Annotated in this window: 22 protein-coding genes; 12 read left to right on the top strand and 10 right to left on the bottom strand. The window is 70.0% G+C overall.

The window, feature by feature from the left end; all coding sequences use genetic code 11:
• Positions 1–11: 11 nt before the first annotated feature.
• Together OH146_RS12135 and OH146_RS12130 are read right to left on the bottom strand one after the other, a co-directional pair.
• Positions 12–3,299: an ATP-dependent helicase gene (locus OH146_RS12135; RefSeq protein ID WP_265161155.1), complete on the bottom strand. Its 3,288-nt coding sequence runs from the start codon at positions 3,297–3,299 to the stop codon at positions 12–14.
• Positions 3,292–6,396, bottom strand: coding sequence for a UrvD/REP family ATP-dependent DNA helicase (locus OH146_RS12130; protein WP_265161153.1), 3,105 nt, complete (start codon positions 6,394–6,396; stop codon positions 3,292–3,294). Before OH146_RS12130 ends, OH146_RS12135 begins: the two co-directional genes overlap by 8 nt.
• A gap of 110 nt (positions 6,397–6,506) precedes the next feature.
• On the opposite strand from OH146_RS12130, the gene OH146_RS12125 reads away from it, so the two are divergent.
• The 4 genes from OH146_RS12125 to surE all read left to right on the top strand — a co-directional run bounded on the left by OH146_RS12125 (position 6,507) and on the right by surE (position 8,826).
• Complete coding sequence (locus OH146_RS12125; protein ID WP_265161151.1) at positions 6,507–6,731, top strand: DUF3107 domain-containing protein; 225 nt, start codon at positions 6,507–6,509, stop codon at positions 6,729–6,731.
• Entirely contained in the window at positions 6,728–7,024 is a 297-nt protein-coding gene (locus OH146_RS12120) for a hypothetical protein (protein WP_265161149.1), read from the top strand. The genes OH146_RS12125 and OH146_RS12120 overlap by 4 nt, the downstream gene beginning before the upstream one ends.
• 66 nt (positions 7,025–7,090) lie before the next feature.
• The gene (locus OH146_RS12115) at positions 7,091–8,086 is read left to right on the top strand and encodes a 1-phosphofructokinase family hexose kinase (RefSeq protein ID WP_265161147.1); all 996 of its coding nucleotides are present in this window, start codon (positions 7,091–7,093) and stop codon (positions 8,084–8,086) included.
• Entirely contained in the window at positions 8,083–8,826 is a 744-nt protein-coding gene (surE, locus tag OH146_RS12110; RefSeq protein ID WP_265161145.1) for a 5'/3'-nucleotidase SurE, read from the top strand. The genes OH146_RS12115 and surE overlap by 4 nt, the downstream gene beginning before the upstream one ends.
• Here the strand turns inward: surE and OH146_RS12105 are convergent.
• Genes OH146_RS12105 through OH146_RS12095 form a run of 3 tightly spaced genes read right to left on the bottom strand, consistent with a single transcriptional unit; the run spans position 8,816 to position 10,910 of the window.
• Positions 8,816–9,274, bottom strand: a complete 459-nt coding sequence (locus OH146_RS12105; protein WP_265161144.1) for a VanZ family protein — start codon at positions 9,272–9,274, stop codon at positions 8,816–8,818. The two genes, surE and OH146_RS12105, sit on opposite strands and share 11 nt — an antisense overlap.
• Before the next feature lie 42 nt (positions 9,275–9,316).
• Positions 9,317–10,165: an aldo/keto reductase gene (locus OH146_RS12100; protein WP_265161142.1), complete on the bottom strand. Its 849-nt coding sequence runs from the start codon at positions 10,163–10,165 to the stop codon at positions 9,317–9,319.
• Between the two features lie 28 nt (positions 10,166–10,193).
• Positions 10,194–10,910, bottom strand: a complete 717-nt coding sequence (locus tag OH146_RS12095; RefSeq protein WP_265161682.1) for a ferritin-like domain-containing protein — start codon at positions 10,908–10,910, stop codon at positions 10,194–10,196.
• Between the two features lie 244 nt (positions 10,911–11,154).
• On the opposite strand from OH146_RS12095, the gene OH146_RS12090 reads away from it, so the two are divergent.
• Positions 11,155–12,579: a DEAD/DEAH box helicase gene (locus OH146_RS12090; RefSeq protein WP_265161680.1), complete on the top strand. Its 1,425-nt coding sequence runs from the start codon at positions 11,155–11,157 to the stop codon at positions 12,577–12,579.
• A 37-nt stretch (positions 12,580–12,616) separates the two neighbouring features.
• Here OH146_RS12090 and OH146_RS12085 read toward each other — a convergent pair whose 3' ends face one another.
• Complete coding sequence (locus OH146_RS12085) at positions 12,617–13,468, bottom strand: PHP domain-containing protein (protein WP_265161140.1); 852 nt, start codon at positions 13,466–13,468, stop codon at positions 12,617–12,619.
• A 42-nt stretch (positions 13,469–13,510) separates the two neighbouring features.
• On the opposite strand from OH146_RS12085, the gene OH146_RS12080 reads away from it, so the two are divergent.
• The 3 genes from OH146_RS12080 to OH146_RS12070 all read left to right on the top strand — a co-directional run bounded on the left by OH146_RS12080 (position 13,511) and on the right by OH146_RS12070 (position 16,577).
• Positions 13,511–14,569 carry an endonuclease/exonuclease/phosphatase family protein gene (locus OH146_RS12080; protein WP_265161138.1) on the top strand — a complete coding sequence of 353 codons (1,059 nt, stop codon included), beginning with the start codon at positions 13,511–13,513 and terminating at the stop codon, positions 14,567–14,569.
• A 138-nt stretch (positions 14,570–14,707) separates the two neighbouring features.
• On the top strand, positions 14,708–14,914 hold the full coding sequence (locus tag OH146_RS12075; protein WP_265161136.1) for a hypothetical protein: 207 nt from the start codon (positions 14,708–14,710) through the stop codon (positions 14,912–14,914).
• Positions 14,915–14,963: 49 nt separating this feature from the next.
• A complete protein-coding gene (locus OH146_RS12070; RefSeq protein WP_265161134.1) occupies positions 14,964–16,577 on the top strand; it encodes an aminopeptidase P family protein in 1,614 nt (537 codons plus the stop codon).
• A 22-nt stretch (positions 16,578–16,599) separates the two neighbouring features.
• Here OH146_RS12070 and OH146_RS12065 read toward each other — a convergent pair whose 3' ends face one another.
• Positions 16,600–17,097, bottom strand: a complete 498-nt coding sequence (locus OH146_RS12065) for a YflT domain-containing protein (protein ID WP_265161132.1) — start codon at positions 17,095–17,097, stop codon at positions 16,600–16,602.
• Positions 17,098–17,133: 36 nt separating this feature from the next.
• On the opposite strand from OH146_RS12065, the gene OH146_RS12060 reads away from it, so the two are divergent.
• The 3 genes from OH146_RS12060 to OH146_RS12050 are packed head-to-tail and all read left to right on the top strand — an operon-like array spanning position 17,134 to position 20,057.
• Positions 17,134–18,474, top strand: coding sequence for a magnesium transporter MgtE N-terminal domain-containing protein (locus tag OH146_RS12060; RefSeq protein ID WP_265161130.1), 1,341 nt, complete (start codon positions 17,134–17,136; stop codon positions 18,472–18,474).
• Positions 18,458–18,973 (top strand): DUF1003 domain-containing protein, encoded by a 516-nt coding sequence (locus tag OH146_RS12055; RefSeq protein ID WP_372508503.1) that lies wholly within the window; start codon positions 18,458–18,460, stop codon positions 18,971–18,973. The genes OH146_RS12060 and OH146_RS12055 overlap by 17 nt, the downstream gene beginning before the upstream one ends.
• Positions 18,966–20,057: an Mrp/NBP35 family ATP-binding protein gene (locus OH146_RS12050; RefSeq protein WP_265161129.1), complete on the top strand. Its 1,092-nt coding sequence runs from the start codon at positions 18,966–18,968 to the stop codon at positions 20,055–20,057. Before OH146_RS12055 ends, OH146_RS12050 begins: the two co-directional genes overlap by 8 nt.
• Here OH146_RS12050 and OH146_RS12045 read toward each other — a convergent pair.
• Positions 20,054–20,428: a twin-arginine translocase TatA/TatE family subunit gene (locus tag OH146_RS12045; RefSeq protein ID WP_265161127.1), complete on the bottom strand. Its 375-nt coding sequence runs from the start codon at positions 20,426–20,428 to the stop codon at positions 20,054–20,056. The two genes, OH146_RS12050 and OH146_RS12045, sit on opposite strands and share 4 nt — an antisense overlap.
• A gap of 82 nt (positions 20,429–20,510) precedes the next feature.
• Between OH146_RS12045 and OH146_RS12040 the strand changes: the two genes are divergently transcribed.
• Positions 20,511–21,158: an O-methyltransferase gene (locus OH146_RS12040; RefSeq protein WP_265161125.1), complete on the top strand. Its 648-nt coding sequence runs from the start codon at positions 20,511–20,513 to the stop codon at positions 21,156–21,158.
• 17 nt (positions 21,159–21,175) lie between these two features.
• Here the strand turns inward: OH146_RS12040 and OH146_RS12035 are convergent, their stop codons facing one another.
• Together OH146_RS12035 and dapE are read right to left on the bottom strand one after the other, a co-directional pair.
• Positions 21,176–21,346, bottom strand: coding sequence for a DUF3117 domain-containing protein (locus tag OH146_RS12035; RefSeq protein WP_265161123.1), 171 nt, complete (start codon positions 21,344–21,346; stop codon positions 21,176–21,178).
• A 92-nt stretch (positions 21,347–21,438) separates the two neighbouring features.
• Positions 21,439–22,536, bottom strand: a complete 1,098-nt coding sequence (gene dapE / locus OH146_RS12030; protein WP_265161121.1) for a succinyl-diaminopimelate desuccinylase — start codon at positions 22,534–22,536, stop codon at positions 21,439–21,441.
• Positions 22,537–22,546 lie beyond the last annotated feature (10 nt).

The following is a 22,546-nucleotide window of genomic DNA, read 5'->3' as shown; positions in this document are numbered from 1 at the left end:
CCGACCGGCGCTCAGCCAGCGGGTCTGGACGCGAACCAGAGCCGCTCGAGTTCCTCACGTTCGAAGAGGCGCTGCGGCCGGATGATGGCGTCGTCGGCGACGTAGTAGAAGACGGCGTCGATGCGGGCGGGGTCGATGCCCTTCCACTCCGCATAAGCCCGGCGGTAGAGGGCGAGCTGCAGCTGCTTGTCTTCGAGATCTTTCGCATCGCGGGGCGCCTTGCCGGTCTTCCAGTCGACGACCTCGAAACGCTCCTCGCCGTCCGGCCCGGGCGGTGCCGGGTAGACGGCGTCGATCTTGCAGATGACGATGCGGTCCGCCAGTGGCAGGTGAATCTCGCGTTCGACCTCGACGGGCCGCAGCGTCGCCCAGGGCGAGCGCTCGAAGGTGCGGCGCAACTCCTGCAGCCGCTGCTCCTGTGTGAGGGCGGCATCCGTCTCGAGCCGGTCTCCCGTGTCTGCCTCGTGATCGAAGGCGTCGATCTCCTCGAGAGAGCCGTGCACCCCGTAGCGATGCTCGACCCACTCGTGGAAGAGGGTGCCGAGGCGCGTGGCGCGGTAGGGCCGCTCGGGCATGGGTCGCCGCAACTCAGCCGCGACCGCCTCCGGGTCGGTCACATAATCCTTGAAGCGGGAGGCGGGCACACGAGCGGGTGGCTCCGTCGGGGCGGGGCCGGCGAGACGTGCGGAACGCTCCTTCAGCAGGAGGTGCACATCCCTCTCCCAACGGCCCTCACTCAGGGTGAAGCCGGATGCTCGGGCTGCTACCGCCGCATGCACGCATGCCGCCGCATCCTCGACGACGGCGCGGCGGCGCCCGAGGGGATCCTCCGGCCAGACGAAGGTCAGGTCATCCGTCGTCCCCGGGTCCGTCTCGTGCTGCGGCCCTTCGGGAGGGGCCGCGACAATGCCGCGGTCTGCAAGGGTGAGCAGGTATGGGCTCGGCCGGCGCGCCCGCACCTGTCCCGACCAGAAGGACCCCGTCAGCAGTAGGCGGTGGCGGGCGCGCGTCACGGCGACGTAGGCAAGTCGGCGTTCCTCGCGCTCTTGATGCTCTGACACCGCGGTCTTGAACTCTTTGACCGCCTGCGCGAGGTCCTTGCGCGTCTCGGCACCACGCCAGTCGAGCTCGGGCAGCTCGGCGGCGTCGCCTCGGAACTCCCACGGCAGGCGGCCGAAGCCCAGCCAGGCGCCCGTGCCCTCGACGGGGGCGCCGGGCAGCTCGCCCTCGACCATGCGGGGCACCACGATGATGTCACGTTCGAGCCCCTTGGAGCCGTGGATCGTCATGAGTTGCACGACGCCGGGCTCGGGCTCCTCTGGGCGGGGCGCAAGGTTGTCCCGCCACTCCGCCTCCCGCAGCCACGCGAGGAAGCTTCTGAGGGTCGGCGCGTCGTCGACGGCGAGGTAGCTCGAAAGCGCGTCGAAGAAGGCGTCGAGGGGCGCGCGTCCGAGCACGCGGTCCGGGTTGGCGGCGACCTCGATGTCAATCATGAGCTCCTGCTCGCACATCGTCACGAAGTCGAGCAGGTCGAGCCCCGAGCGCGAGCGCAACCGCGCGAGCACAGCGCCCGCGTCGCGCATCCGTTCGAGTCCCGTCTCGCTGATGCCCGTGATGAGCGAATGGCCCGGCTTGGCACTCGCGATGAAGTCGAGGGCGTCGACGAGTGAGGCTGATTCGTCCTCCGCGACGGAATCGCGCATCCGTTCCACTATCGCGTCGTCGAGTCGACGCTGAGCGAAGTCCCGCCGGCTGAGCGCGGATGCGACGCCTCGCAGTCCGTGCAGGTCGCGTGCTCCGATGCGCCAGCGTGGCCCCGCGAGGAGGCGCACGAGTTCAGACCCCGCGGTCGGATCCGTTAGCACCGTGAGGGCGCTCACGAGGTCGGCGATCTCAGGTTCTTCCATGAGCCCACCCACTCCGAGGACGTGGAAGGGGACTCCCTCAGCGCGAAGAGCTTCAATGAAGGCCCGCTGGGTGCGGCGTGTGCGGAACAGCATGGCGGCGGTCGCCTGGCGCGGGCCGTCGCTTCCTGGCACGGGCTCCGCGAGGCGCTGCGCGAGCCACTTCGCGACGGTCGCCGCCTCACCTGCGAGGTCCTCCTCGAAGGCGGTCTCGACGGAGTGGTGCGAGGCGACGGGTGAGGCGGCAAGGCGTTCCACGCGCACCCGGGTGGCGGCAGTGAGCGGCTCGACGATCGCATTGGCAGCGTCGAGGATGCGCGTGCCATTGCGCCAGCTCGTGCTGAGCGAGAACTGCGCAACCTCGGCCGCCCGTTCCCCGCCGAACTGCCGCGAGAAGTCCTCCAAATTGGCGGAACTGGCGCCGCGCCATCCGTAGATGGACTGGTGGGGGTCGCCGACGGCCATGACCGGATGCTCAGCGAAGAGTTCTGAGAGCAGCCAGGTCTGCACGACGCTCGTGTCCTGGTATTCGTCGAGCAGCACGACCTTGAAGCGCCCGCGCAGTTCGTCACGGATACGCGGCGCGCGACGCACGAGGGTCAGGGCGAGGGCGACCTGGTCGGAGTATTCGACGAAGCCGCGCTCGGCCTTGGCACGCTCGAACTCGCGCGCGAGTTCCACCAGCACGGGCAGTGCGCCGACCGCGCGGAGCTGCGTGAGCACGTCGCGATACTCGCCGCGCCCACCGAGCGGCAGATCTTCCAGCGTGGCGAACTCCTCGGCCATGCGGGCGACCGCCGCTGCGTCGGCCGTGTTCTCGGCGAGACCGCGGCTCACATCGAGCACGGCCTTCGTCACAGTGTCGACGCTCTTGCCGAGCCCTCCAAGCCTCTCGTCGCTGCTCGAGGTCACGATCCGCCGCGCGAGTTGCCAGGCGGATGCCTCGCCCAGCACATCACCGTCGGGCTCGCGCCCGAGCAGCAGCGCGTTGTCGCGGTAGATCGTGTTGGCGAAGGAGTTGTAGGTCGCGACGGTGGGCACCTCGAAGGGGTCGGGTTCCCCCGGCACGAGGCCAGCCCGTGCGAGGGCGTCGAGGCGCTGGCGGATGCGCTCCGCGAGTTCCCCCGCCGCCTTGCGGGTGAAGGTGAGCCCGAGGACCTCGCTGGGGGCGACGTGACCGTTGGCGACGAGCCACAGCACGCGGGCCGCCATCGTCTCGGTCTTGCCACTGCCCGCTCCGGCGACGACGAGGGCCGGTTCCAGCGCCGACTCGATGACGGCGCGCTGCTGCGGGGTTGGCCGGTGCTGGTCGAGGGCATCCGCGATGTCGTCGGCGCTGACGCCGCCCAGCAGGGAGCGCTGGCCATCGCCGAGCTCGAAGAGTACGTCAGTCATGCGTCACCGCCCTTACGCGATGGAGGCGCCGTGCTGCGGAACCGGGGCGCCGATCGTCGATCTCGCGCGAGCCGCTGAACTCCGCCGCGGCCATGCCGCGCGCCGCGAGGGCGATGCGCCCCCGGAACTCGTTCAGTTGTTCGGGCGTGAGCGGCGCCTGCACGCCCTCGCGGTAGGCCTTGCCGCGCACGCCCTCCTTGACGTAGAGCAGCTTGGCGCCGCCCGCGCGGTGCTCCCCGTGCATGCTGAGTGCGTCGTCGAGCAACCCCTCGGCGTAGGCCAGTTGGTAGGCCGCGAGCTGCGGATGCTCGTCGATGACGGTCTGCTTCGTCTCGGGCCTGCCCGTCTTGAGGTCGACGATGACAACTCCCCCGTCGGCGTCGATCTCGACGCGGTCGATTGAGCCGCGGACGCGGGCGCGATCGACGTCGAGCTCGAAGCGGCTCTCGGCGCCCACGAGCTTCTTGCCGTCGCGGCTGAAGTCGCCCAGGTACTCTGCGACGGCCGCCGCGAGCAGCCGGGTCGCAGCGCGTTCCTTCTCGGCGAGCCACGGTGCTTCGAAGACGAGCTCGCCCCAGCGCGACTCGATTGCCTGCCATATGCCGTCCACGCTCTCGTCCTCGCTTGTCTCCATGGCCCAGTGGACGATCGTGCCGATGCTCATGGCGGCGCTCGGGGCGGAGCCGCAGATGGAGTCGATGAACCAGTCGAGGGGGGACTCCTCGAAGGCGCTCATGCGGGAGGGCGACACGGGCACCTGTTCATCGTCGGAGTAGAGCGGCTCGGTCGTCGAGAGGTCAACAAGCCCCTGCCACTGTGTGGGATCAGCACCCGGCACGCCCTCTTCCGCGAGGTGGGCGAGCGCTGCAGCCGCGGCATCCCGAGCCGGCGCCGGGCTGTCGTGCCGCGTGAGCTCGTGCCGTAGGCGCCCCGTGACTCCGCGCAGCGAGAGCGGCACGGGCGATGTGGCGTCGAGGTGCCGCGCTCCCTCCGGCAGGAGGGAGAAGAGCACGCTCGGCGCCTCGTCGTCATTCGCCGTCGCACTCACGATGACCTCGTTCCGGGCCCGGGAGACGGCGAGCGCGAACATCCGCAGCTCGTCATCGCGCACGACTCGGCGCTCGTCAAGGTGCGCATCCTCGCCCGTCACGGCACGCACGAGGTCCTGCGCGCCGAGCAGCGTGCCGCGGATCCGCAGGTTGGGCCACACCCCCTCCTGCACGCCCGCGACCGCGACCGTGTCGAACTCGAGGCCGACGACACCCGAGGGTGTCGTCACGAGCACGGCGTCGCCGCGCGACTGGGGCGAGAGCGTGTCTTCCGGCACGTCGGCGTCGAGCACGTCGTCGAGGAAGACGCGGGCGGGAGCGCCCGGCTCACGCTCGACGAAGCGCTTGGCGGCGGAGAAGAGCGCCACGATGCCGTCGAGGTTGCGGTTGGCCTCTGCAGCAGCGATGCCGCTGCCAATCGCCTCCTGATACCAGGTGCGGTGCAGGCCGCTACGTTCCCATGCAAGCCAGAGCAGCTCCTCGATCGTCGCGTCGCCGCGGTGCGCGTCGGCGATCGCGGCGAGGGTGCCAGCGAGGCGTTCGGCCCGTCGGCCGGAACGGTGGTCGATCGTCACGAGACGCCCGGGCGCCTCAAGGGCCTCGACGATAAGGGCGTCGGCACCGCGCTCGCCGCCGCCCGCGAGCTCCTCGGCCCGTAGGGCGAGGCGGAGTCGGCGCAGGTCGAGGCGGTCGAGTCCGCCGAAGGGCCCCAGCAGCAGCTCGGTGGCCGCCTCTGCCGTCAGCGGCGAGCGCCCCATGCCGACATCCACGAGCGCAAGCAGACTGCGGGCGGCGCCATCCTCTCGCAGCGGACGCGCCGCGAGAGTCGTGCGGGTCGGCACCTCGGCGAGCGCGAGGGCACGGGCGAGTGCCGGCACTTGCGCGCCGCTGCGCGCGACGACGGCCATCTCGCCCCATGCAACGCCGTCGACGAGATGCCGCTCGCGCAGCCGCCGGGCGACAGCGGAACGTTCGCGTGAGGGGCTCGGCGCCGCCACGACCGTGACCTCCCCTGCCGCGTCGACCGTGCTCGTCGCCCCACGTTGGCCGGTCGACCCGGCTGTCCCGATGTTCGCGGCAACGGATGCCACAAGGCCCGAGAGCAGGGCACCGTGCCGGTGTATCGTGCGCAGCTCGACCCGAGTCGTCTCGACCCCCAGCACCTGCGAGAGCCGACCGAGCGCATCCACCTCACCGCCGCGGAACGCATTGGCCGCCGTGTCGGGGTTGCCGAAGGCGACGACCGCCGTGCCGCGCTCGGCCAGCGCCGCCAAGAGCGCGAGGGTCGAGCGCGTCGCCTCCTGCGCATCGTCGACGATCACGAGTCGCAAGGGTGCCGCGATGTCGCCCGGCCGACCGCGGCGCAGCTCGAGCACGGCCTGCTCCACGAGTTCGGTCGAGTCGAGCTGGTGCGGTCGCTGCAGGCCGAGCACATCGCGGTACTCGGCGATGAAATCGGCGGCGGCGACCCATTCCTCTCGACCATGCTCCTTGCCGAGGGAGCGAAGACGCTCGGGGGCGATTCCGTATTCGGTGGCGCGCATGAGCAGGTCGCGAAGCTCCGTGCGGAAGCCTCGCGCGCGGCGAACCTCCCCCGAGAGATGCTCGGGCCAGGCAGGGCCGGTGCCGTCTTCGAGGTGCCCCTCGAGGAGACCCGCGATGTCGGAGTCCTGCTCGCCGCCCGTCACGAGGGTCGGTTGAGGGCGGTCGTCGACGCGGGCAGCGGCTCCCACGATGTCGAAGGCGAGGGAGTTGACGGTGCGGGCGAGCGGGCCCGTCGTGGGCCGACCCAGCCGCAGCGCCAGCCGGTCTCGCAGCCGAGTAGCCGACACTCGGCTCGAGGTGAGCACGAGCACCTCATCACTCGCCCAGCCGAGACGGAGGATGCGGTCGGCGACGAGCTCCACGAGCGTCGTCGTCTTGCCCGTGCCGGGGGCGCCGATCACGGCGGCGGATGCTCCCACCGGCAGATCGAGCACGGCCCGCTGCGCAGGGTCGAGGGCGACAGCCCCCGGCGCCTGCAGCATCCGCTCCCCCTCATCTCGCATGGCTCCACGCTATCGGCGGCCACCGACATCCGATCGCCTCCGCTCGCCGGAACGTTGCGCCCTCGACGAACGCACCCGGTGCGTGTCTCCTTATGTCGTAATCTGGGCACGTGGACATTCGAATCGGCATCACCAACAGCGCCCGCGAGATCACCTTCGAGTCGAGCCAGTCGGCCGCGGACATCCAAGCGATCGTGGCGCAGGCCCTCGACTCCGACGCCAAGCACTTCACCCTCAAGGACGACAAGGACAACCTCTACGTGATCCCCGTCGCCTCGCTCGGCTACGTGGAGATCGGTGCCGAGACACCGCGCCGGGTGGGCTTCGTCGCGTGAGCATGGAGATGCTGTTCGCCGTCATCGGCGGACTCTTCCTCGCCCTCGCGGTGCACTTCCTCCTTCCCCACCGCGATCTTCGAGGCTCCGCCCTGCTCGCCGCGATCGGCACGGCCGTCACCGCCGTGGTCTGGAGCGCCCTCACGTGGCTCGGCTGGCCCTTCGACGGCGGCTGGATCTGGGTCGTCTCCCTGCTTGCCTCGCCCCTCGTGGCGACCGCTGTCGGGCTCGCGCTGCCGTCGCGCCGGAGTGCGGCAGACGAGCGGCTCTTCGCCTCGCTCGCCAAGGGCTGAACCCAGCACAGGCGCGGCGCCGCAGCATCCAGCGGCCTTCAAGAATGCGGACCTACCGTCGCGCGCATGGCACGCGTGGTGATCTTTGCCCCCTCGCCGCTGCTCACCGTGACGATCGAGGAGCACGGTGGCGACGACGAACTCCACCTGCACGCGGGGGGCCAGGGTGTCTGGCAGGCGCGGATGCTGCGGCGCATGGGCATCGAGGTGACGCTGTGCTGTGCGCTCATCGGCGAGAGCGGCGGGGTGCTGCGGGCCCTCCTCGAGGAGGAGGGCTTCGCCGTCGCGTCGATCGATGCGGAGGGCAGCGGCGGCGGCTACGTGCACGATCGGCGCGGAGGCGAGCGCGTGGCCATCGTGGAACTCGCCGGCTCGAGCCTCGAACGGCACGACCTCGACGAGCTCTACAACGTGGCCCTGCGGGAGGCGGTCAGCGCGGACGCGGTCATCCTGAGCGGTCCGGCCGGCGAGGAGGTACTTCCCCACGAGGTGTATCGGCGGCTCGCGGCCGACCTGAAGGCGGCCGGACGCGTCGTGATCGTCGACCTCGCCGGTGAGCGCCTCAAGGCCGCCCTGGAGGGCGGCGTCGACCTGGCGAAGGTCAGCGACGAGGAACTGGCCGACGACGGCCGAGCCGACAAGGACGACGAGACGAGCATCGTGGCCGCCATGCGGCAGCTGGCGCGCGAGGGGGCGCGCACCGTGATCGTGTCGCGTTCGCCGGAGCCGATCCTCCTGCTGCACGACGGGAGGCTCCACCGCGTGCAGATGCCCGAGTTCGAGACGGCGGACACGCGCGGTGCGGGCGACTCGCTGACAGCGGGGGTGACCGCCGCGATCGCCCGCGGGGAGCAGATGATCGACGCCATCACCCTGGGCGCGGCCGCGGGGGCGCTCAACGTCACCCGGCACGGGCTCGGGACGGGCGACGCCGAGGCGATCGAAAAGCTGCGAGCCCTCGCTCGTGTCATGTCAGAGACGAAAGAGAAACAGGAAGCCGCGGCGCGCGTGAGCCCCGAGCAGCTGGCCGGAGCAACCGTGGAGAAGGAGGACGAGGCATGACGAAGGCGCTCATCACCAACGACGACGGTATCGACTCGCCGGGCCTGCACCGGCTCGCCCAGATGGCGATCGACGCGGGTCTCGAGGTCGCGATCGCGGGGCCCTCCTCCCAGTCGAGCGGCAGCAGCGCCTCGATCCTCGGCGCGGGCCCCGACGGCCGGGTTCCCTTCGCCCGGCGCGAGCTCGAGGGCTTCGACGTGCCCGTCTTCGCGGTGGATGCCGCGCCCGCCCTCATCTCGCTGATCGCCGCTCACGGCGCTTTCGGCTTCGTGCCCGACATCGTCTTCTCCGGGGTGAACCGCGGCGCCAACGTGGGGCACGCGATCCTGCACTCGGGGACGGTCGGCGCGGCCCTCACGGCGGGCGTCAACGGGGCGCGCGGCCTCGCGGTCTCGCTCGACGTGGGTATGGATCCGGAGTCGTGCCTGTGGGACGCGGCCGCGCCTCATGTCGCCCGGCTCGTGCCCATGCTGCTTGAGCATCCGCCCGGCACGGTCTTCAATCTCAACGTGCCCAACGTCTCGACCGCGACTGAGTTGCGGGAAGGCCCGCTGGCCGCCTTCGGCATCGTGCAGACGCTCACCGCGGTCGGTGGCGACGAGGACGTGCGACTCGAGGTCTCCGACACCCCGGCCGATCAGGACGCAGGCACGGACGCCGCGCTCCTGCGCGAGGGCTTCGCGACCCTCACGAGCATCACCTCCGTGCTGGAGGCGCGGGAGCCCGTGCTCACGTCCTGACGGCGGATGCCCCTCGAGAGCGACCGCGCGCGAGCCGGCGGGCCTTCGGCCACGTCACGAGGAGCGCGGCGAGCACGCCGATGACCGTGCCGATCGAGTTCGACGCGAGGTCGCGCACGTCGGGCACTCGATCGTGCAGGAAGAGCTGAGTCGTCTCGATGCCCACCGTCAGGCCCACGCCGAGCAGTATCGCGGCCCACCAGCCGCGCCGACCGAGCAGCAGCACGAAGAACACGCCGATCGGCACGAACATGAGCACATTCGCGGTGAACTCGACCCCGCTGTAGGTGATCCAGTCGGTCGCGTCGTAGCCCTGCAGGCGACGGATGATCCGCATGAGGATGCCGCGGCCCTCGTCGTCGAGCGGCTGCGGGCCGAGCGTGACCCAGGCGACGACGGCGAGGTAGCCGAGTGTCGCGATGCTCAGGACGGGGTGGCGCAGCAGCATCCGCCTATCCTGCTCGACACCGGCTGGGAGCTCGCCCGCGCTCTAGAACTCCTCGTGCGTCTCGGGGTCGCCGCCCCAGAGTCGACCCGACTCGAGAGTCGCGATCGCGTCGAGGTGCTCCCGCGTGAGTTCGAAGCCGAAGACGTCGAGGTTCTCGCGCTGACGGTCGCGGTCGCCCGACTTGGGCAGCGGGATCGCCCCCACCTGCACGTGCCAACGCAGCACGACCTGCGTCGGCGTGACGCCCAGTTCGGATGCCACGTCCCGGATGACCGGCTCGTCGGTGAAGTCGGCGTGGCGTGAGCCGAGCGGGCTCCAGCTCTCGGTCACGATGCTGTGCTTGGCGTGGAACTCCCGCAGCTCGGTCTGCGGAAAGCGCGGGTGCAGCTCCACCTGGTTGACGGCGGGGGTCACGCCCGTCTCCTCGATGAGACGGGTCAGGTGGGCGGGAGTGAAGTTGCTGACGCCGATGGAGCGAGCGAGGCCACGGTCGCGCAGCTCGATGAGGCCACGCCAGGCGTCGACGTAGCGATCCACCTTCGGCAGGGGCCAGTGGATGAGGTAGAGGTCCACATAGTCGAGGCGCAGGTTGCCGAGAGACTCCTCGAGGCTTGCGATGGCCTCGTCGTAGCCGTGGTGGCGGCCGGGGAGCTTCGAGGTGACGACGAGCTCCTCTCGAGTGACGGGCTCCGGAAGGTCGGCGGCCGCCCGCACGGCGTCGCCCACCTCCCGCTCGTTGCCATAGTTGAGGGCCGTGTCGAGCAGCCGGTAGCCGGAGTCGATCGCGGCGGTCATGGCTGAGGTGCCGTCGACACCGTCGAGCTTGTAGGTCCCCAAGCCGAGAGAGGGGATGCTGCGGCCGTCGTTGAGGGTGAGGCTGGGTATCGTCATACCCCCAGTCTGCCCCCGCTGCCGCAGGTTATGCAGTGAGCCCGAGCGCATCCATCCGCCGTGTGTGGGCCGCGATGAGCTCCGTGAAGACCGGTTCGAGGCGTGCCTCGTCGGGGGCTACGCGGCCGGGAACGGAGAGCGAGGAGCGGGCGACAAGCAGCGTGTCGCCCACGAGACGGCGGCCCCACAGCGCGAGCCGCGACGCGAGGACCGGCTCCGCCTCGATCGCGGCGCTCAACTGCTTGACGATGATGGGGCTCGGGTCGTCGGAGAGCACCGCCTGGATGCGCTCCCGCGGCGCTGCGGGCAGGCCGTCGGCGAGCGAGATGAAGAAGTCGGTCAGCATGCTCGCCGTGATGTAGCTCGTCACGACCGTCTCGTACCAGTCGGCACCGCGCGTGGCGGCACGGAAGGCATCGATGGGTGCCGCGAAGTACTCCATGAGCTCCTCCGGCGTGTCACCCCCGCGCTCGATCTCATCGAGGAGGCCCTGAAGCTTGCCGAGCGAGACCTTGGCGACGCGTGTCAGGGCGACCTTGTCCCGTGTGGTCGGCGATGACGCGATCGCCCCCGAGATGGTCTCGACGTTGGAGAGCTGCAGGTAAGCAGCCTGGCCGAGATAACGCGGGAGGTCGGGCGTGAGTTCCGCGAGGCTGACCCGATTGACGGCCTGATCCGCAGACGGTCTGCGCGGCTTGAGCTTGGGCACGTGCACCGGTCGGGGCCGTCGGCCGAAGAGGGACATCACGTGTCAAGACTAGCGGGGAGGGGCTTAACAGGAGGCATCCCCTAAACTGGCAGGTAATGCCTCCCGCGTCTGGTGGAGGCTTCTACGCCCCAGGCCAGAGCGGGCGTACACACGCTTGGAACAGGGCACACTCATCGTGACTTCAGAAAACACCTCCCCCGCCGTCGATTCGATCGATATCGAGGCAACACCGGAACCGGTCGTCGAGCAAAGCTTCGCCGACCTCGGCATCGAACAGGACATGGTCGACGCGCTCGCGTCGAAGGGCATCACCTCCCCCTTCCCCATCCAGGTTCAGACCATCCCGATGGGCCTCAATCGGCAGGACATCATCGGGCAGGCCAAGACCGGCACGGGCAAGACCTTCGGCTTCGGCCTGCCGGTGCTGCAGGCGCTCGGCACCGACCCCGAGCCGGGCGTCAAGGCGCTCGTCGTCGTCCCCACCCGCGAGCTGTGCGTGCAGGTCGCCGAGGACCTCACGCTCGCGGCATCCAATCGCTCCACACAGGTCGCCGCGATCTACGGCGGCAAGGCCTACGAGGGCCAGGTCGAGCAGCTCAAGGCGGGCGCTCAGGTCGTCGTCGGCACGCCCGGCCGCCTGCTCGACCTCGCGAGCCAGCGGTTGCTGTCGCTCAAGGACGTCAAGGTCATGGTGCTCGATGAGGCCGACAAGATGCTCGACCTCGGCTTCCTCGCCGACATCGAGAAGCTCTTTGCTCAGACGAGCCCCACGCGCCACACCATGCTCTTCTCGGCGACCATGCCGGGCCCCATCGTGGCGCTCGCGCGTCGCTTCATGAACAAGCCCATCCACATCCGCGCGACGGACCCCGACGAGGGCCTCACGCAGGCCAACATCAAGCATGTCGTCTACCGGGCGCACTCGCTCGACAAGGACGAGGTGATCGCGCGCATCCTGCAGGCCGAGGGTCGCGGCAAGACCGTCATCTTCACGCGCACCAAGCGGGCCGCCGCCAAGCTCGTCGAGGAACTCGGCGACCGCGGCTTCAACGCGGCGGCCGTGCACGGCGACCTCAATCAGGAGCAGCGCGAGCGTGCCATGGCGGCATTCAAGTCGGGCAAGAAGGAGATCCTGATCGCCACGGATGTCGCGGCTCGCGGCATCGACGTCAACGACGTGACCCACGTCATCAACCACACCGTGCCCGACGACCACGACACCTACCTGCACCGGGCGGGCCGCACGGGCCGCGCCGGCAAGACGGGCATCGCCGTGACCTTCGTCGACTGGGACGACCTGCACAAGTGGGCGCTCATCAACCGCGCGCTCGACATGGGTATCCAGGAGCCCCAGGAGACCTACTCCTCCTCCCCACACCTGTACACCGATCTCAACATCCCCGAGGGCACGAAGGGACGTCTCGCAAGCGCCAGCGCCCCGCGCGGCCGCGAGCCCCGCTCCGCGACGGCGACGCCGCATCGCGAGCGCTCCGGTGGCGGCGAGCGCTCGGGCGAGGACACCCGTCGGCGTCGCCGCACCCGCTCGGGTGGTGGCAACACCGAAGGGAACGCCCAGCAGTCCGGGCAGCGTGGCCAGCAGGGCCCGAAGCAGGAGGGCGCGGGAACGCACGACGGTGCCGAGCCGCGTCGGCGGCGCCGCCGCACCCGCCGGCCCAGCACGGGCAACACTCCGCCCAGCGCGTAGCCAGCTGGCGACCAGCCTCCCGGGCTGCGCCCGTCAGTCAGGGGGCGAAGGGGTCGGAACCTCGGCCCTCCGCGACGATCCTTTCGAGCGCGGCCTCGTCCGTCGTGTTCTCGCCGAGACGGTTGGGCTTGCCGAGACCGTGGTAGTCGCTTGAGCCGGTCATGACGAGGTCGTGACGTTCGGCGAAGGAGCGCAGCATCCGTTTGCCCTTCTCCGTGTTCTCCCGGTGTCCCACCTCGAGGCCGAAGAGACCGGCGTCGACGAGCCGCTTGAGGGTCGCGTCGTCGAAGACGGCCTCACGGCCCGCCGTAGCGGGGTGGGCGAGCACGGGCACGCCGCCCGCCGCGCGCACGAGCCGGATGGCCTCTTCGGGGTCGGGAGCGTAGTGCGGGATCGTGTAACCATGGCGCGGGTGCAGGATCGCCTCGAATGCCTCGCTGCGCGTCGTCGCGTGCCCCCTCGCGACGAGCGCGTCGGCGATGTGCGGCCGGCCGACCGTCGCCCCCTCCTGCGTGTGGGCGAGCACGTCGTCCCACGTGAGGCTGTAGTCGACCGCGAGGCGGTGCACGATGCCCTCGGCACGGGTGAGCCGGGATGACCGGATGCGTGCCGTCTCGGCGATGAGTTCGGCATCCGTCGGGTCGAAGAGGTAGGCGAGCACGTGCACCGACTGCCAGCCGAGGCGCGTGCTGAACTCCATGCCGGGGATGACCGTGAGCGAGCTGCCTGCGGCAGCCGTCCGCGCCTCCTCCCATCCCGCGGTCGAGTCATGGTCGGTGAGGGCGATCACGTCGATGCGCGCCTCGAGGGCTGCGGCGACCAGAAGGGAGGGAGTGTCGGTGCCGTCCGAGACGCTGCTGTGAGTGTGCAGGTCGATGACACGGGTCATGCGGCAACTCTATTGCCGTCGTCCCAGTACAGTGGCATGGCCATGATCCGTCGCCTGTTCGCCGCGCTCCTCATCGTGGGTTCAGCGGCTCTTCTTCTCGCGGCTGCGTGGCCTCAGTTGTTCGGGCTGCAGCGCACGACGGGCATCGCCCACGTCGTGTCGCTGCGCGGGGCTGCGATCGCCGTCGCCCTCGCGCTCATCGTGGCTCTGCTCGTGCTGGCCCTGCTCTGGCGGCGCTTCCGCCCCATGGGCGCCTCCCTCGCCGTGCTTCTGGTGGCTTTCGTGCTTGTCAGCGGCCTGGTGCTCGCCTCCCGGGGCGTAGGGCCGGGGGACTCCATCGCCCTCACGGAGCGCTCGGAGGGCGCCCTCACTGTGCTCGCCTGGAACACGCTGGGTCCCGCAACAGAGCCGGCGGATGTTGCGGATGTCGCCCTCGACGTCGCCGCCGACGTCGTCGTGCTCCCCGAGACTCGGCAGGAGGATGCGATCGACGCAGCCGTGCTCATGCGCGAGGCGGGGCACCCCATGTGGGTGTTGACCTCGTCGTACGATCTGGTCTCTCCTGCCCGCTCCACCTCGATGCTCGTCAGCGTGGACCTGGGCGAGTACCGCTTCGATGCCGATGAACGCACGACCTCCGTGCTTCCGACCCTGGTCGCGACCCCGGTCGACGGCGAGGGGCCCACCCTCATCGCGGTGCACGCGGTCGCCCCCGTCACGGGGCAGATGGAGAACTGGCGCAGCGACCTCGAGCTGCTCGCGGAACTCTGCTCGGGCGACGACATCATCATGGCGGGCGACTTCAACGCGACGATCGACCACTTCTCAGGCCTCGGGTCTTGGGAGTCCACCTCGCGCGAGGAGGACAGGCTGACCTCGACGGCACGGCTCGGGGAGTGCACGGATGCCGCGGCCGCCGCCGGCGCGGGCGCTGTCGGCACCTGGCCCACCCTGGTACCCGGCATCCTCGGCGCCCCCATCGACCATGTGCTCGCGACCGACGAGTGGCGGGTGGATGGTGTGCGGGTCATCGGCGATCGGGATGACGTGGGCAGCGATCACCGCCCGATCGTCGCCGTGCTGGAGCGCGCGCTCGGCTGATCCGCCGCTCATCACGCTGGTTCCCAGAGTTTTTTCATCCTGGGACTTGCAAGAACGATCGTTCTGTACTCATATAGAGAGTGCGTTCTACGTAGAGAGAACGTTCTCATCAAAGGGCAGAGACGATCGAGGAGAATCATGCACAGCAATCGCCCCTCAGCGTTCCCGACCGCCGCACCAGCGGTTGAGGCCCCTTCACCGGCCTTCGCGCCCGCGCCGGTCGAGTCCGAGGACCACCTGGGGCTCTCGCTCGCCCCCGTCTCCTCGCTCTTCGTCTCCCTCATCCCGGCGAACTCCCACCGTCGCCCGGCTCGCGCACGCTCGACCTTCCGCGCTGTCGCCTGAGCCCTCGTCTCCCAGCGGTCCTCGGGTCGAGGGGTGCGAGAATGCGGGCATGGATTCGCAGGCACACCCCGAGTTGACGAGCACCAAACTGACGAGCACCGAGCTGGCGAGCACCGAGACGAGTTCCACCATCGTCGAAAGGGATGCCGCGGACGACGACCTCGCCAATCGTGGCGCCAAGCCCGAGGCGGATGCCCCTCGTGCCACCTCGAACCGCTCGACGACCCCGTCGTCGTCGACCTTCGCTGACTACATCTCGTCGAACTGGGCGGATCGCGAAGAGACCCTGCCCGCGCCGCGCGAATCCGCCGCGTTTGCCGCCACCCGTCGCGCCAGGATCTCGGCGCAGTACCCGGGTAAGCGCCTCATTGTGCCGGCGGGCGCCGCCAAGGTGCGTTCCAACGACACCGACTACCCCTACCGCGCCCACTCCGCCTTCGCGCACCTCACCGGCTGGGGCGCCGACAGCGAGCCCGGTGCCGTGCTCGTGCTCGAGCCCACCGGCGAAGGGCACGAGGCCACCCTCTACTTCCGCGAGCGCGCAGGGCGAGACTCCGACGAGTTCTACGCCAATCCCGAGATCGGGGAGTTCTGGATCGGCCCGCGTCCCTCCCTTGCGCAGGTCGAGAGCGACCTTGGCCTCGCGACCGAACACCTCTCCGCCTTCCAGGAGGTGCTCGCAAGCTGCGACACAGACACGGTCGTGGTGCGCGACGCGGATCCTGACACCACTCGCGCGCTCGACGAGCGCCGCCGTCGCTCCGCATCCCCTGCGACGGGCGACGACCCGGTCCGCGAGGCCGACGATGCCCTCGCGCGCGACCTCTCCGAGCTGCGGCTCGTCAAGGACGAGTGGGAGATCCAGCAGATGCGACTCGCGGTGGATGCCACGGCGCGCGGTTTCGACGACGTCATCGCCGACCGCCCCGCCATCGTCGCTCACCCGCGCGGCGAGCGCCTCGTCGAGGGCACTTTCAACCGCCGGGCCCGTGCCGACGGCAACACGGTGGGCTACGACACGATCGCGGCTAGCGGACCGCACGCGTGCATCCTCCACTGGACCCGCAACGATGGCGCCGTGCGCGAGGGCGACCTCATCCTCCTCGATGCGGGAATCGAACTCGAGAGCTACTACACGGCCGACATCACGCGCACACTGCCCGTCAGCGGCACGTTCACGCCCGTGCAGCGCCGCGTCTACGAGGCCGTGCTGGATGCTGCGGACGCGGCATTCGCGATCGTGCGGCCGGGCATCCGCTTCCGCGAGATCCACGCCGAGGCCATGCGCGTCATTGCGGAACGGACGGCTGAGTGGGGGCTCCTGCCGGTCAGCGCAGAGGAGTCGCTCGAGGCCGACAAGCAGTACCACCGGCGCTACATGGTGCACGGCACGAGCCATCATCTCGGCATGGACGTGCACGACTGCGCGAAGGCTCGGCGTGAGCTCTACCTTGACGGGAGGCTCGAGGAGGGCATGGTCTTCACGATCGAGCCCGGCCTCTACTTCCAGCCCGACGACCTGAGCGTGCCAGAGGAGTACCGCGGCATCGGCGTGCGCATCGAGGACGACATCCTCGTGACGGCTGGCGGCGCCGAGAACCTCAGCGTGGGCATCCCGCGCACGGCCGACGACGTCGAGGCATGGATGCGCAACGCCGGCTGAGCGGCGCCTACCAGCGGCGGCCTTACTCCTCGGGGTCGGGCTGCTCCAACAGCTCCTGCGCCCGCAGCGCAAGCGAGGGATCGACGACGATCTGATAGCTCGCGGCGATGACCTGGTGCGTCGAGGTGAAGTCGCGGCGACGGCGGTTCATGGCGTAGGAGACGATTCCGAAGATCATGCCGAAGCCGGCGCCGATCAGCAGGGCCGCCCCCACGAAGGCGATCGCTCCCGGGTTGTCGGAGAAGAGGAAGAGGATGAGGCCGAAGAAGAGGCCGAACCACGCTCCGCTCGCCGCCCCGGCACCCGCCGCCCGGCCGTAGGTGAGCTTGCCCGTGACGCGCTCGACCGTCTTGAGGTCATTGCCGACAATCGCGAGCTGGCTCACAGGGAACTCCCGCTTCGCCAGGCGGTCCACGACCGACTGGGCCTCCGGATACGTCTCGTAGGTGCCGAGGATGTCACCGCGCGGGATGCTCGGAGCCGCAAGGCCGCGACGCGAAAACGGGGAGGGGTTGGTCACAGGCTCATTCTTCCATGCGGCGGCTAGGGTTAAGCCGTGAGCCCCACACGAGTATTCGTCGCGCGCCTGGCCGGGTGCTCCGTCTTCGACCCCGCGGGCGATCGGGTGGGCAAGGTCCGCGACGTACTCGTCGTCTACCGCGCAACGCAGTCGCCGCGCGTCGTCGGCTTCATCGTCGAGGTGCCGGGGCGCCGCCGCGTCTTCCTCTCGATCGGGCGCATCACGAGCATCGGCTCGGGGCAGATCATCACGACAGGCCTCATCAACCTGCGCCGCTTCGAGCAGCGCGGCGGCGAGGTGCGTGTCATCGCCGAGATGCTCGGCCGCCGCGTGACTCTCGTCAACGGCCGCGGCACCGCGACGATCGAGGATGTCGCGATCGAGGAGACCGGCCCGGGCGAGTGGCAGGTGAGCGAGCTCTTCCTGCGCAAGCCCAAGACGAGCTCCTCCCCCTTCGCCAAGGGCGCCACCGTCTTCGCGACCTGGCCGGAGGTGCGGGAGCGCACGAGCACGGGCGAGGCGCAGTCCGCCACCCAGCTCCTCGCCGCTTATGAGGACATGCTGCCGGCCGACCTCGCGAACGCCCTCCTCGACCTCCCGGAGCAGCGGATGCTCGAGGTCGCGGGCGAACTGAGCGACGACCGACTCGCCGACGTGCTCGAGGAGATGCCCGAGGAGCGCCAGGTCGAGATCCTCGACAAGCTCGAGGACCGTCGCGCGGCCGACGTGCTCGACCAGATGCAGCCGGATGACGCCGCCGACCTCATCGCGCAGCTGAGCGAGGAGCGCAGCGAGGTGCTCCTCGACCTCATGCAGCCCGAGGGCGCCGAAGACGTGCGCATGCTGCTCTCCTACGAGCCCGACACGGCCGGTGGTCTCATGACGACCGACCCCATCATCCTCTCCTCCGAGGCGACCGTCGCGGAGGGCCTCGCCCTCATCCGCCGTCACGAGCTTGCGCCCGCCCTGGGCGCTGCCGTCTGCGTGACGCTGCCGCCCTACGAGACCCCCACGGGCCGCTTCCTCGGCATGGTGCACTTCCAGCGGATGCTGCGCTACCCGCCCGGCGAACGGCTCGGCACCCTCATCGACCAGAAGCTCGAGCCCGTGCACGTTGACGCGACGGCGGCCGAGGTCGCCCGCATCCTCGCCAGCTACGACCTCGTGTCGGTGCCGATCGTCGACGATGCCCACCGCCTGGTCGGCATTGTCACGATCGACGACGTGCTCGACTACCTGCTGCCCGACGACTGGCGAAGTCACGACGAGGACGACCGTATGACGGTGCCGTCCCTCGACACCCGCCCGCAACCCGTCATCACCCCGCCCGTAGCCGCACCGCCAGGAAGGAGGCGCCGCAATGGCCAGGCACGATGACGGCGCCCTCCAGGAGCCGAAGGACCTCCGCCCCAACCTGATGCCGCGCCTGCGTGGCCGCGACCGCATGGGGCGCTTCTCCGAGGCATTCGCCCGGGCGATGGGAACACCCTGGTTCCTCGTCGGCATGACGATCTTCTGTGCCGGTTGGTTGATCTACAACACGGTCGCGCCACCCGCTGGGCAGTTTGACCCCGAAGACCAGAAGTACCCGCTTCTCACGCTCATCCTCTCCCTGCAGGCCAGCTACACGGCCCCCATGATCCTGCTCGCGCAGAACCGCCAGGACGACCGCGACCGCGTGCAGATCGAGCAGGACCGCCAGCGCGCCGAGCGCAACCTCAACGACACCGAGTACCTCGCCCGCGAGGTCGTGGCGCTGCGGCTCGCGATGAAGGATGTCGCGACGAAGGACTTCATCCGCGCCGAGCTGCGCTCCATCCTCGAGGAACTCGACCGCGAGAAGGAGCGCGAGAGGGACGACGCGCCGAATGACTGAGGCGGCCATCCGCGCCGCGCTCTCCCGTGTCATCGACCCCGAGATCCGTCGCCCCATCACCGAGCTCGACATGGTCGGCGACGTGCAGGTCGACGGGAGCCGGGCATCCGTCACCATCAAGCTGACGATCGTCGGATGCCCCGCCGCCGATCGCATCGAACGTGACGTGCGCGAGGCGGTCGCCACGGTCGAGGGCGTCGACGACCTCGACCTCACGGTCACCGTCATGACGCCGCAGGAACGCACGGCCCTCACGGAACGCCTGCGCGGCGCGCGCCGCGGGATGCCTTTCACCCGCGAGAGCCTCACGCGGGTGATCGCCGTCACGAGCGGCAAGGGCGGGGTCGGCAAGTCCACCATGACGGCGAACCTCGCGGTCGCCCTCGCCGAGCGTGGCCTGCGGGTGGGCCTCGTCGACGCTGACGTCTTCGGCTTCTCGATCCCCGCCATTCTCGGCATCGCCGACGCACGCCCCACCCGCGTCGGCGAGATGATCCTGCCGCCCGTCGCCCACGGGGTGAAGGTCATCTCGATCGGCATGTTCGTCGACACCTCGGAGTCGGGCAACGTCGCAGTCTCCTGGCGCGGTCCCATGCTGCACCGCACGATGCAGCAGTTCCTCACCGACGTCTACTTCGGCGACCTCGACCTGCTCCTGCTCGATCTGCCGCCCGGCACGGGCGACGTCGCCATCTCGGTCGGCCAGCTCCTCCCCCACGCCGAAGTCCTTGTCGTCACGACCCCGCAGGCGGCCGCGGCGGAGGTCGCCGAGCGCAGCGGCATCGCCGCCCGCCAGACCGGCCAGACCGTCGTCGGCGTGGTCGAGAACATGGCCGGGCTCGTGCAGCCCGACGGCAGCGTGCTCGAACTCTTCGGCGCGGGCGGCGGCGACGAACTCGCGCGACGCCTCGACGTGCCCGTGCTGGCGCGCGTGCCCCTCAGTGTGCCCCTGCGAGAGGGCGGCGACGAGGGCCGCCCGGTCGTGCTGTCGACGCCGACGGATGCCGCGGCATCCGCCATCTCGCAGCTCGCCGACCATCTCGCACACCGCCCCCGGGGCCTCGCGGGCCGCAGCCTGCTCTAGGTGGCCTCGCTGTCGTAGGGCACGGCCTCGCCCGACTCCGCATGGCGGGCACGGCGCGCCGCCGCCGACTCGACCGGCCGCGCGCGCGAGGGCGGCTTCACGACGGGAGCCGCAGGCTCATCCTCGACGAGGGCCTCACGGATGATGCGGCGCGGGTCGTACCGGCGCGGATCGAGCTTCTGCCAGTCGACCTCGTCGAATTCGGGCCCCATCTCCTCACGCAGGCGGTCCTTCGCTCCGTTCGCCATGTCGCGAAGGGACCGCACGAGCCGAGCCAACTTGGCGGAGTACTCGGGAAGACGCTCGGGGCCCAGCACGAACACCGCGATCAGCCCGATCAGGAGCAGCTTCTCGAAGGTCAGGCCCAACACCCGTTCAGACTAACCTGCCCAGCCGAAGGCTGCCCGTATCCTTGTACGGGCCCCCCTTTCGCAACCGGGCCAGGGAGCACCAGTGTCAGACAAAGATTCCAACTGGCGGTTCGTCGACGAGCTCGTCGAGGAGACGCCCGAGATCCAGCGGGCGCGACAGCACTCGCTCGAACTCGGCGTCGAACCCATCGCGCCGGCGCTCGGCTCCCAGATCGCACTCATCGCCGCGGCATCCGGGGCGACCACCATGATCGAGATCGGAACGGGCCTCGGCGTCAGCGGACTGTGGCTCATGCGGGGCGCCCCCGACGCGACCCTCACGTCGATCGACATCGAGGCGGAACACCAGCAGGAGGCGCGCAGGGCCTTCGCCGAGGCGGGCATCCCCGGCAACCGCGTGCGCCTCATCGCCGGCCGGGCACGGGACGTGCTGCCCCGCATGAACGAACAGTCCTACGACATCGTGCTCGTCGATGCGGATGCCACATCCGTCATCGAATACGTCGAACACGGCCTGCGCCTCGTGCGACCGGGCGGGACCGTGCTCGTGCCGCACGCGCTCTGGCGCGACCGCGTCGCCGACCCGACCAAGCGGGATGACACGACCGCGAGCTTCCGCGCCCTCGTCAAGGAGACCGCGAACTCGCCCGCCGTGCTCAGCGCCCTCTCGCCCGCGGGCGACGGTCTGCTCCAGCTGACCCGCCTGCACGACGAGCGACCGCAGGAGTAGGAACGACCGGCGCGGCGCTAGCCCGCGACGACACCCGCGAGGGCGTCGTGAAGCTCCTTCGCCTCCTCGTCGTTCACCGAGACGACGAGCCGGCCGCCACCCTCAAGGGGTACCCGCACGATGATGAGCCGACCCTCCTTAACAGCCTCCATCGGTCCGTCACCGGTCCTGGGTTTCATGGCCGCCATCGAGTGTCCCCTTTCGTGGATGTTCCCCCATTATCCCGCACTCGGGCCGTATGCGGAAAAGGCGGCCCCTCGTGAGTCGCCTGATGGCGGCGTCAGCTACCCGAGAGCCAGCGGCGCAGGCCCGCCTCACACGACGTGATCTGCTCGAGCGGAACACGCTCGTCATCCGCGTGGGCCTTGAGTGGGTCGCCCGGGCCGTAGTTGACGGCGGGCACTCCGAGCGCGGAGAAGCGCGCGACATCCGTCCAGCCGTACTTCGGATGCGCCGTCGCGCCCACAGCAGCGAGGAACTCGCGGGAGAGCGGTGAATCGAGGCCGGGGCGGGCACCCTCGGCCCGGTCGACGACCGTGACCTCGAAACCGTGGAAGAGATCGCGAAGGTGCTGCTCCGCCTCGTCGCCGGAGCGGCTCGGGGCAAAGCGGTAGTTCACGTGCACCATGCACTCGTCGGGGATGACATTGCCCGCGATGCCGCCCGTGATGCCCACAGCACTGAGGCTCTCGCGATAGACGAGGCCATCGACCTCGACCTCACGCGGCGTGTACGAGACAAGACGGTCGAGGATGGGCGCGGCGGCGTGGATGGCGTTCTCGCCCACCCAGGCCCGCGCCGAGTGCGCGCGGAGCCCGAAGGTGCGAACCTCGACGCGCATGTTGCCGTTGCATCCGCCTTCGACCTCCGAGCGGGTGGGCTCGCCCAGGATCGCGAAGTCGCCCGCCAGCAGGTCAGGCCGGGTGCGGGCGAGACGGTTCAGACCGTTCAGCTCGTCGGAGACCTCCTCGTGGTCGTACCAGATCCACGTGACATCCACGGGCGGAGCCGCAAGCTCGGCGGCGAGCTTCAGTTGCACCGCGACGCCCGCCTTCATGTCGACCGTGCCACGGCCCCACAGGTATTCGACGCCGTCGATCGTCTCGAAGCGAGTGGGCACGTTGTTGTTGATGGGCACGGTGTCGATGTGGCCCGCGATCACGACACGACGCTCGCGACCCAGGTGAGTGCGGGCGATCACGGCATCACCGTCGCGCAGCACCTCGAGGTGCGCGCACTCCGCGAGCGCCGCCTCGATCGCGTCGGCGACGGCGGCCTCGCCGCCCGAGACGGAGGGCATGTCGCACAGCCGCCTCGTGATCTCGATCGAGCTCTCGGTGAGGTCGAGAGGGGGCACGGGCAGCACGCTGATCGACATGACCCCAGCC

Origin of the sequence: Homoserinimonas sedimenticola, assembly GCF_026094475.1 — a bacterium.
In the GTDB taxonomy this organism is placed as follows: Bacteria; Actinomycetota; Actinomycetes; order Actinomycetales; family Microbacteriaceae; genus Homoserinimonas; species Homoserinimonas sedimenticola.
The sequence above is the reverse complement of the archived record's forward strand: the minus strand, read 5'-3'. Positions and strand labels throughout refer to the sequence as shown.

Excerpts from the sequence above, each read along its gene's own strand:
- OH146_RS12135 (WP_265161155.1), bottom strand. The coding sequence starts at position 3,299 with ATGACTGACGTACTCTTCGAGCTCGGCGATGGCCAGCGCTCCCTGCTG.
- OH146_RS12130 (WP_265161153.1), bottom strand. The coding sequence starts at position 6,396 with ATGCGAGATGAGGGGGAGCGGATGCTGCAGGCGCCGGGGGCTGTCGCC.
- OH146_RS12115 (WP_265161147.1), top strand. The coding sequence starts at position 7,091 with ATGGCACGCGTGGTGATCTTTGCCCCCTCGCCGCTGCTCACCGTGACG.
- surE (WP_265161145.1), top strand. The coding sequence starts at position 8,083 with ATGACGAAGGCGCTCATCACCAACGACGACGGTATCGACTCGCCGGGC.
- OH146_RS12105 (WP_265161144.1), bottom strand. The coding sequence starts at position 9,274 with ATGCTGCTGCGCCACCCCGTCCTGAGCATCGCGACACTCGGCTACCTC.
- OH146_RS12100 (WP_265161142.1), bottom strand. The coding sequence starts at position 10,165 with ATGACGATACCCAGCCTCACCCTCAACGACGGCCGCAGCATCCCCTCT.
- OH146_RS12095 (WP_265161682.1), bottom strand. The coding sequence starts at position 10,910 with ATGTCCCTCTTCGGCCGACGGCCCCGACCGGTGCACGTGCCCAAGCTC.
- OH146_RS12090 (WP_265161680.1), top strand. The coding sequence starts at position 11,155 with ATGGTCGACGCGCTCGCGTCGAAGGGCATCACCTCCCCCTTCCCCATC.
- OH146_RS12085 (WP_265161140.1), bottom strand. The coding sequence starts at position 13,468 with ATGACCCGTGTCATCGACCTGCACACTCACAGCAGCGTCTCGGACGGC.
- OH146_RS12080 (WP_265161138.1), top strand. The coding sequence starts at position 13,511 with ATGATCCGTCGCCTGTTCGCCGCGCTCCTCATCGTGGGTTCAGCGGCT.
- OH146_RS12075 (WP_265161136.1), top strand. The coding sequence starts at position 14,708 with ATGCACAGCAATCGCCCCTCAGCGTTCCCGACCGCCGCACCAGCGGTT.
- OH146_RS12070 (WP_265161134.1), top strand. The coding sequence starts at position 14,964 with ATGGATTCGCAGGCACACCCCGAGTTGACGAGCACCAAACTGACGAGC.
- OH146_RS12055 (WP_372508503.1), top strand. The coding sequence starts at position 18,458 with ATGGCCAGGCACGATGACGGCGCCCTCCAGGAGCCGAAGGACCTCCGC.
- OH146_RS12050 (WP_265161129.1), top strand. The coding sequence starts at position 18,966 with ATGACTGAGGCGGCCATCCGCGCCGCGCTCTCCCGTGTCATCGACCCC.
- OH146_RS12035 (WP_265161123.1), bottom strand. The coding sequence starts at position 21,346 with ATGGCGGCCATGAAACCCAGGACCGGTGACGGACCGATGGAGGCTGTT.
- dapE (WP_265161121.1), bottom strand. The coding sequence starts at position 22,536 with ATGTCGATCAGCGTGCTGCCCGTGCCCCCTCTCGACCTCACCGAGAGC.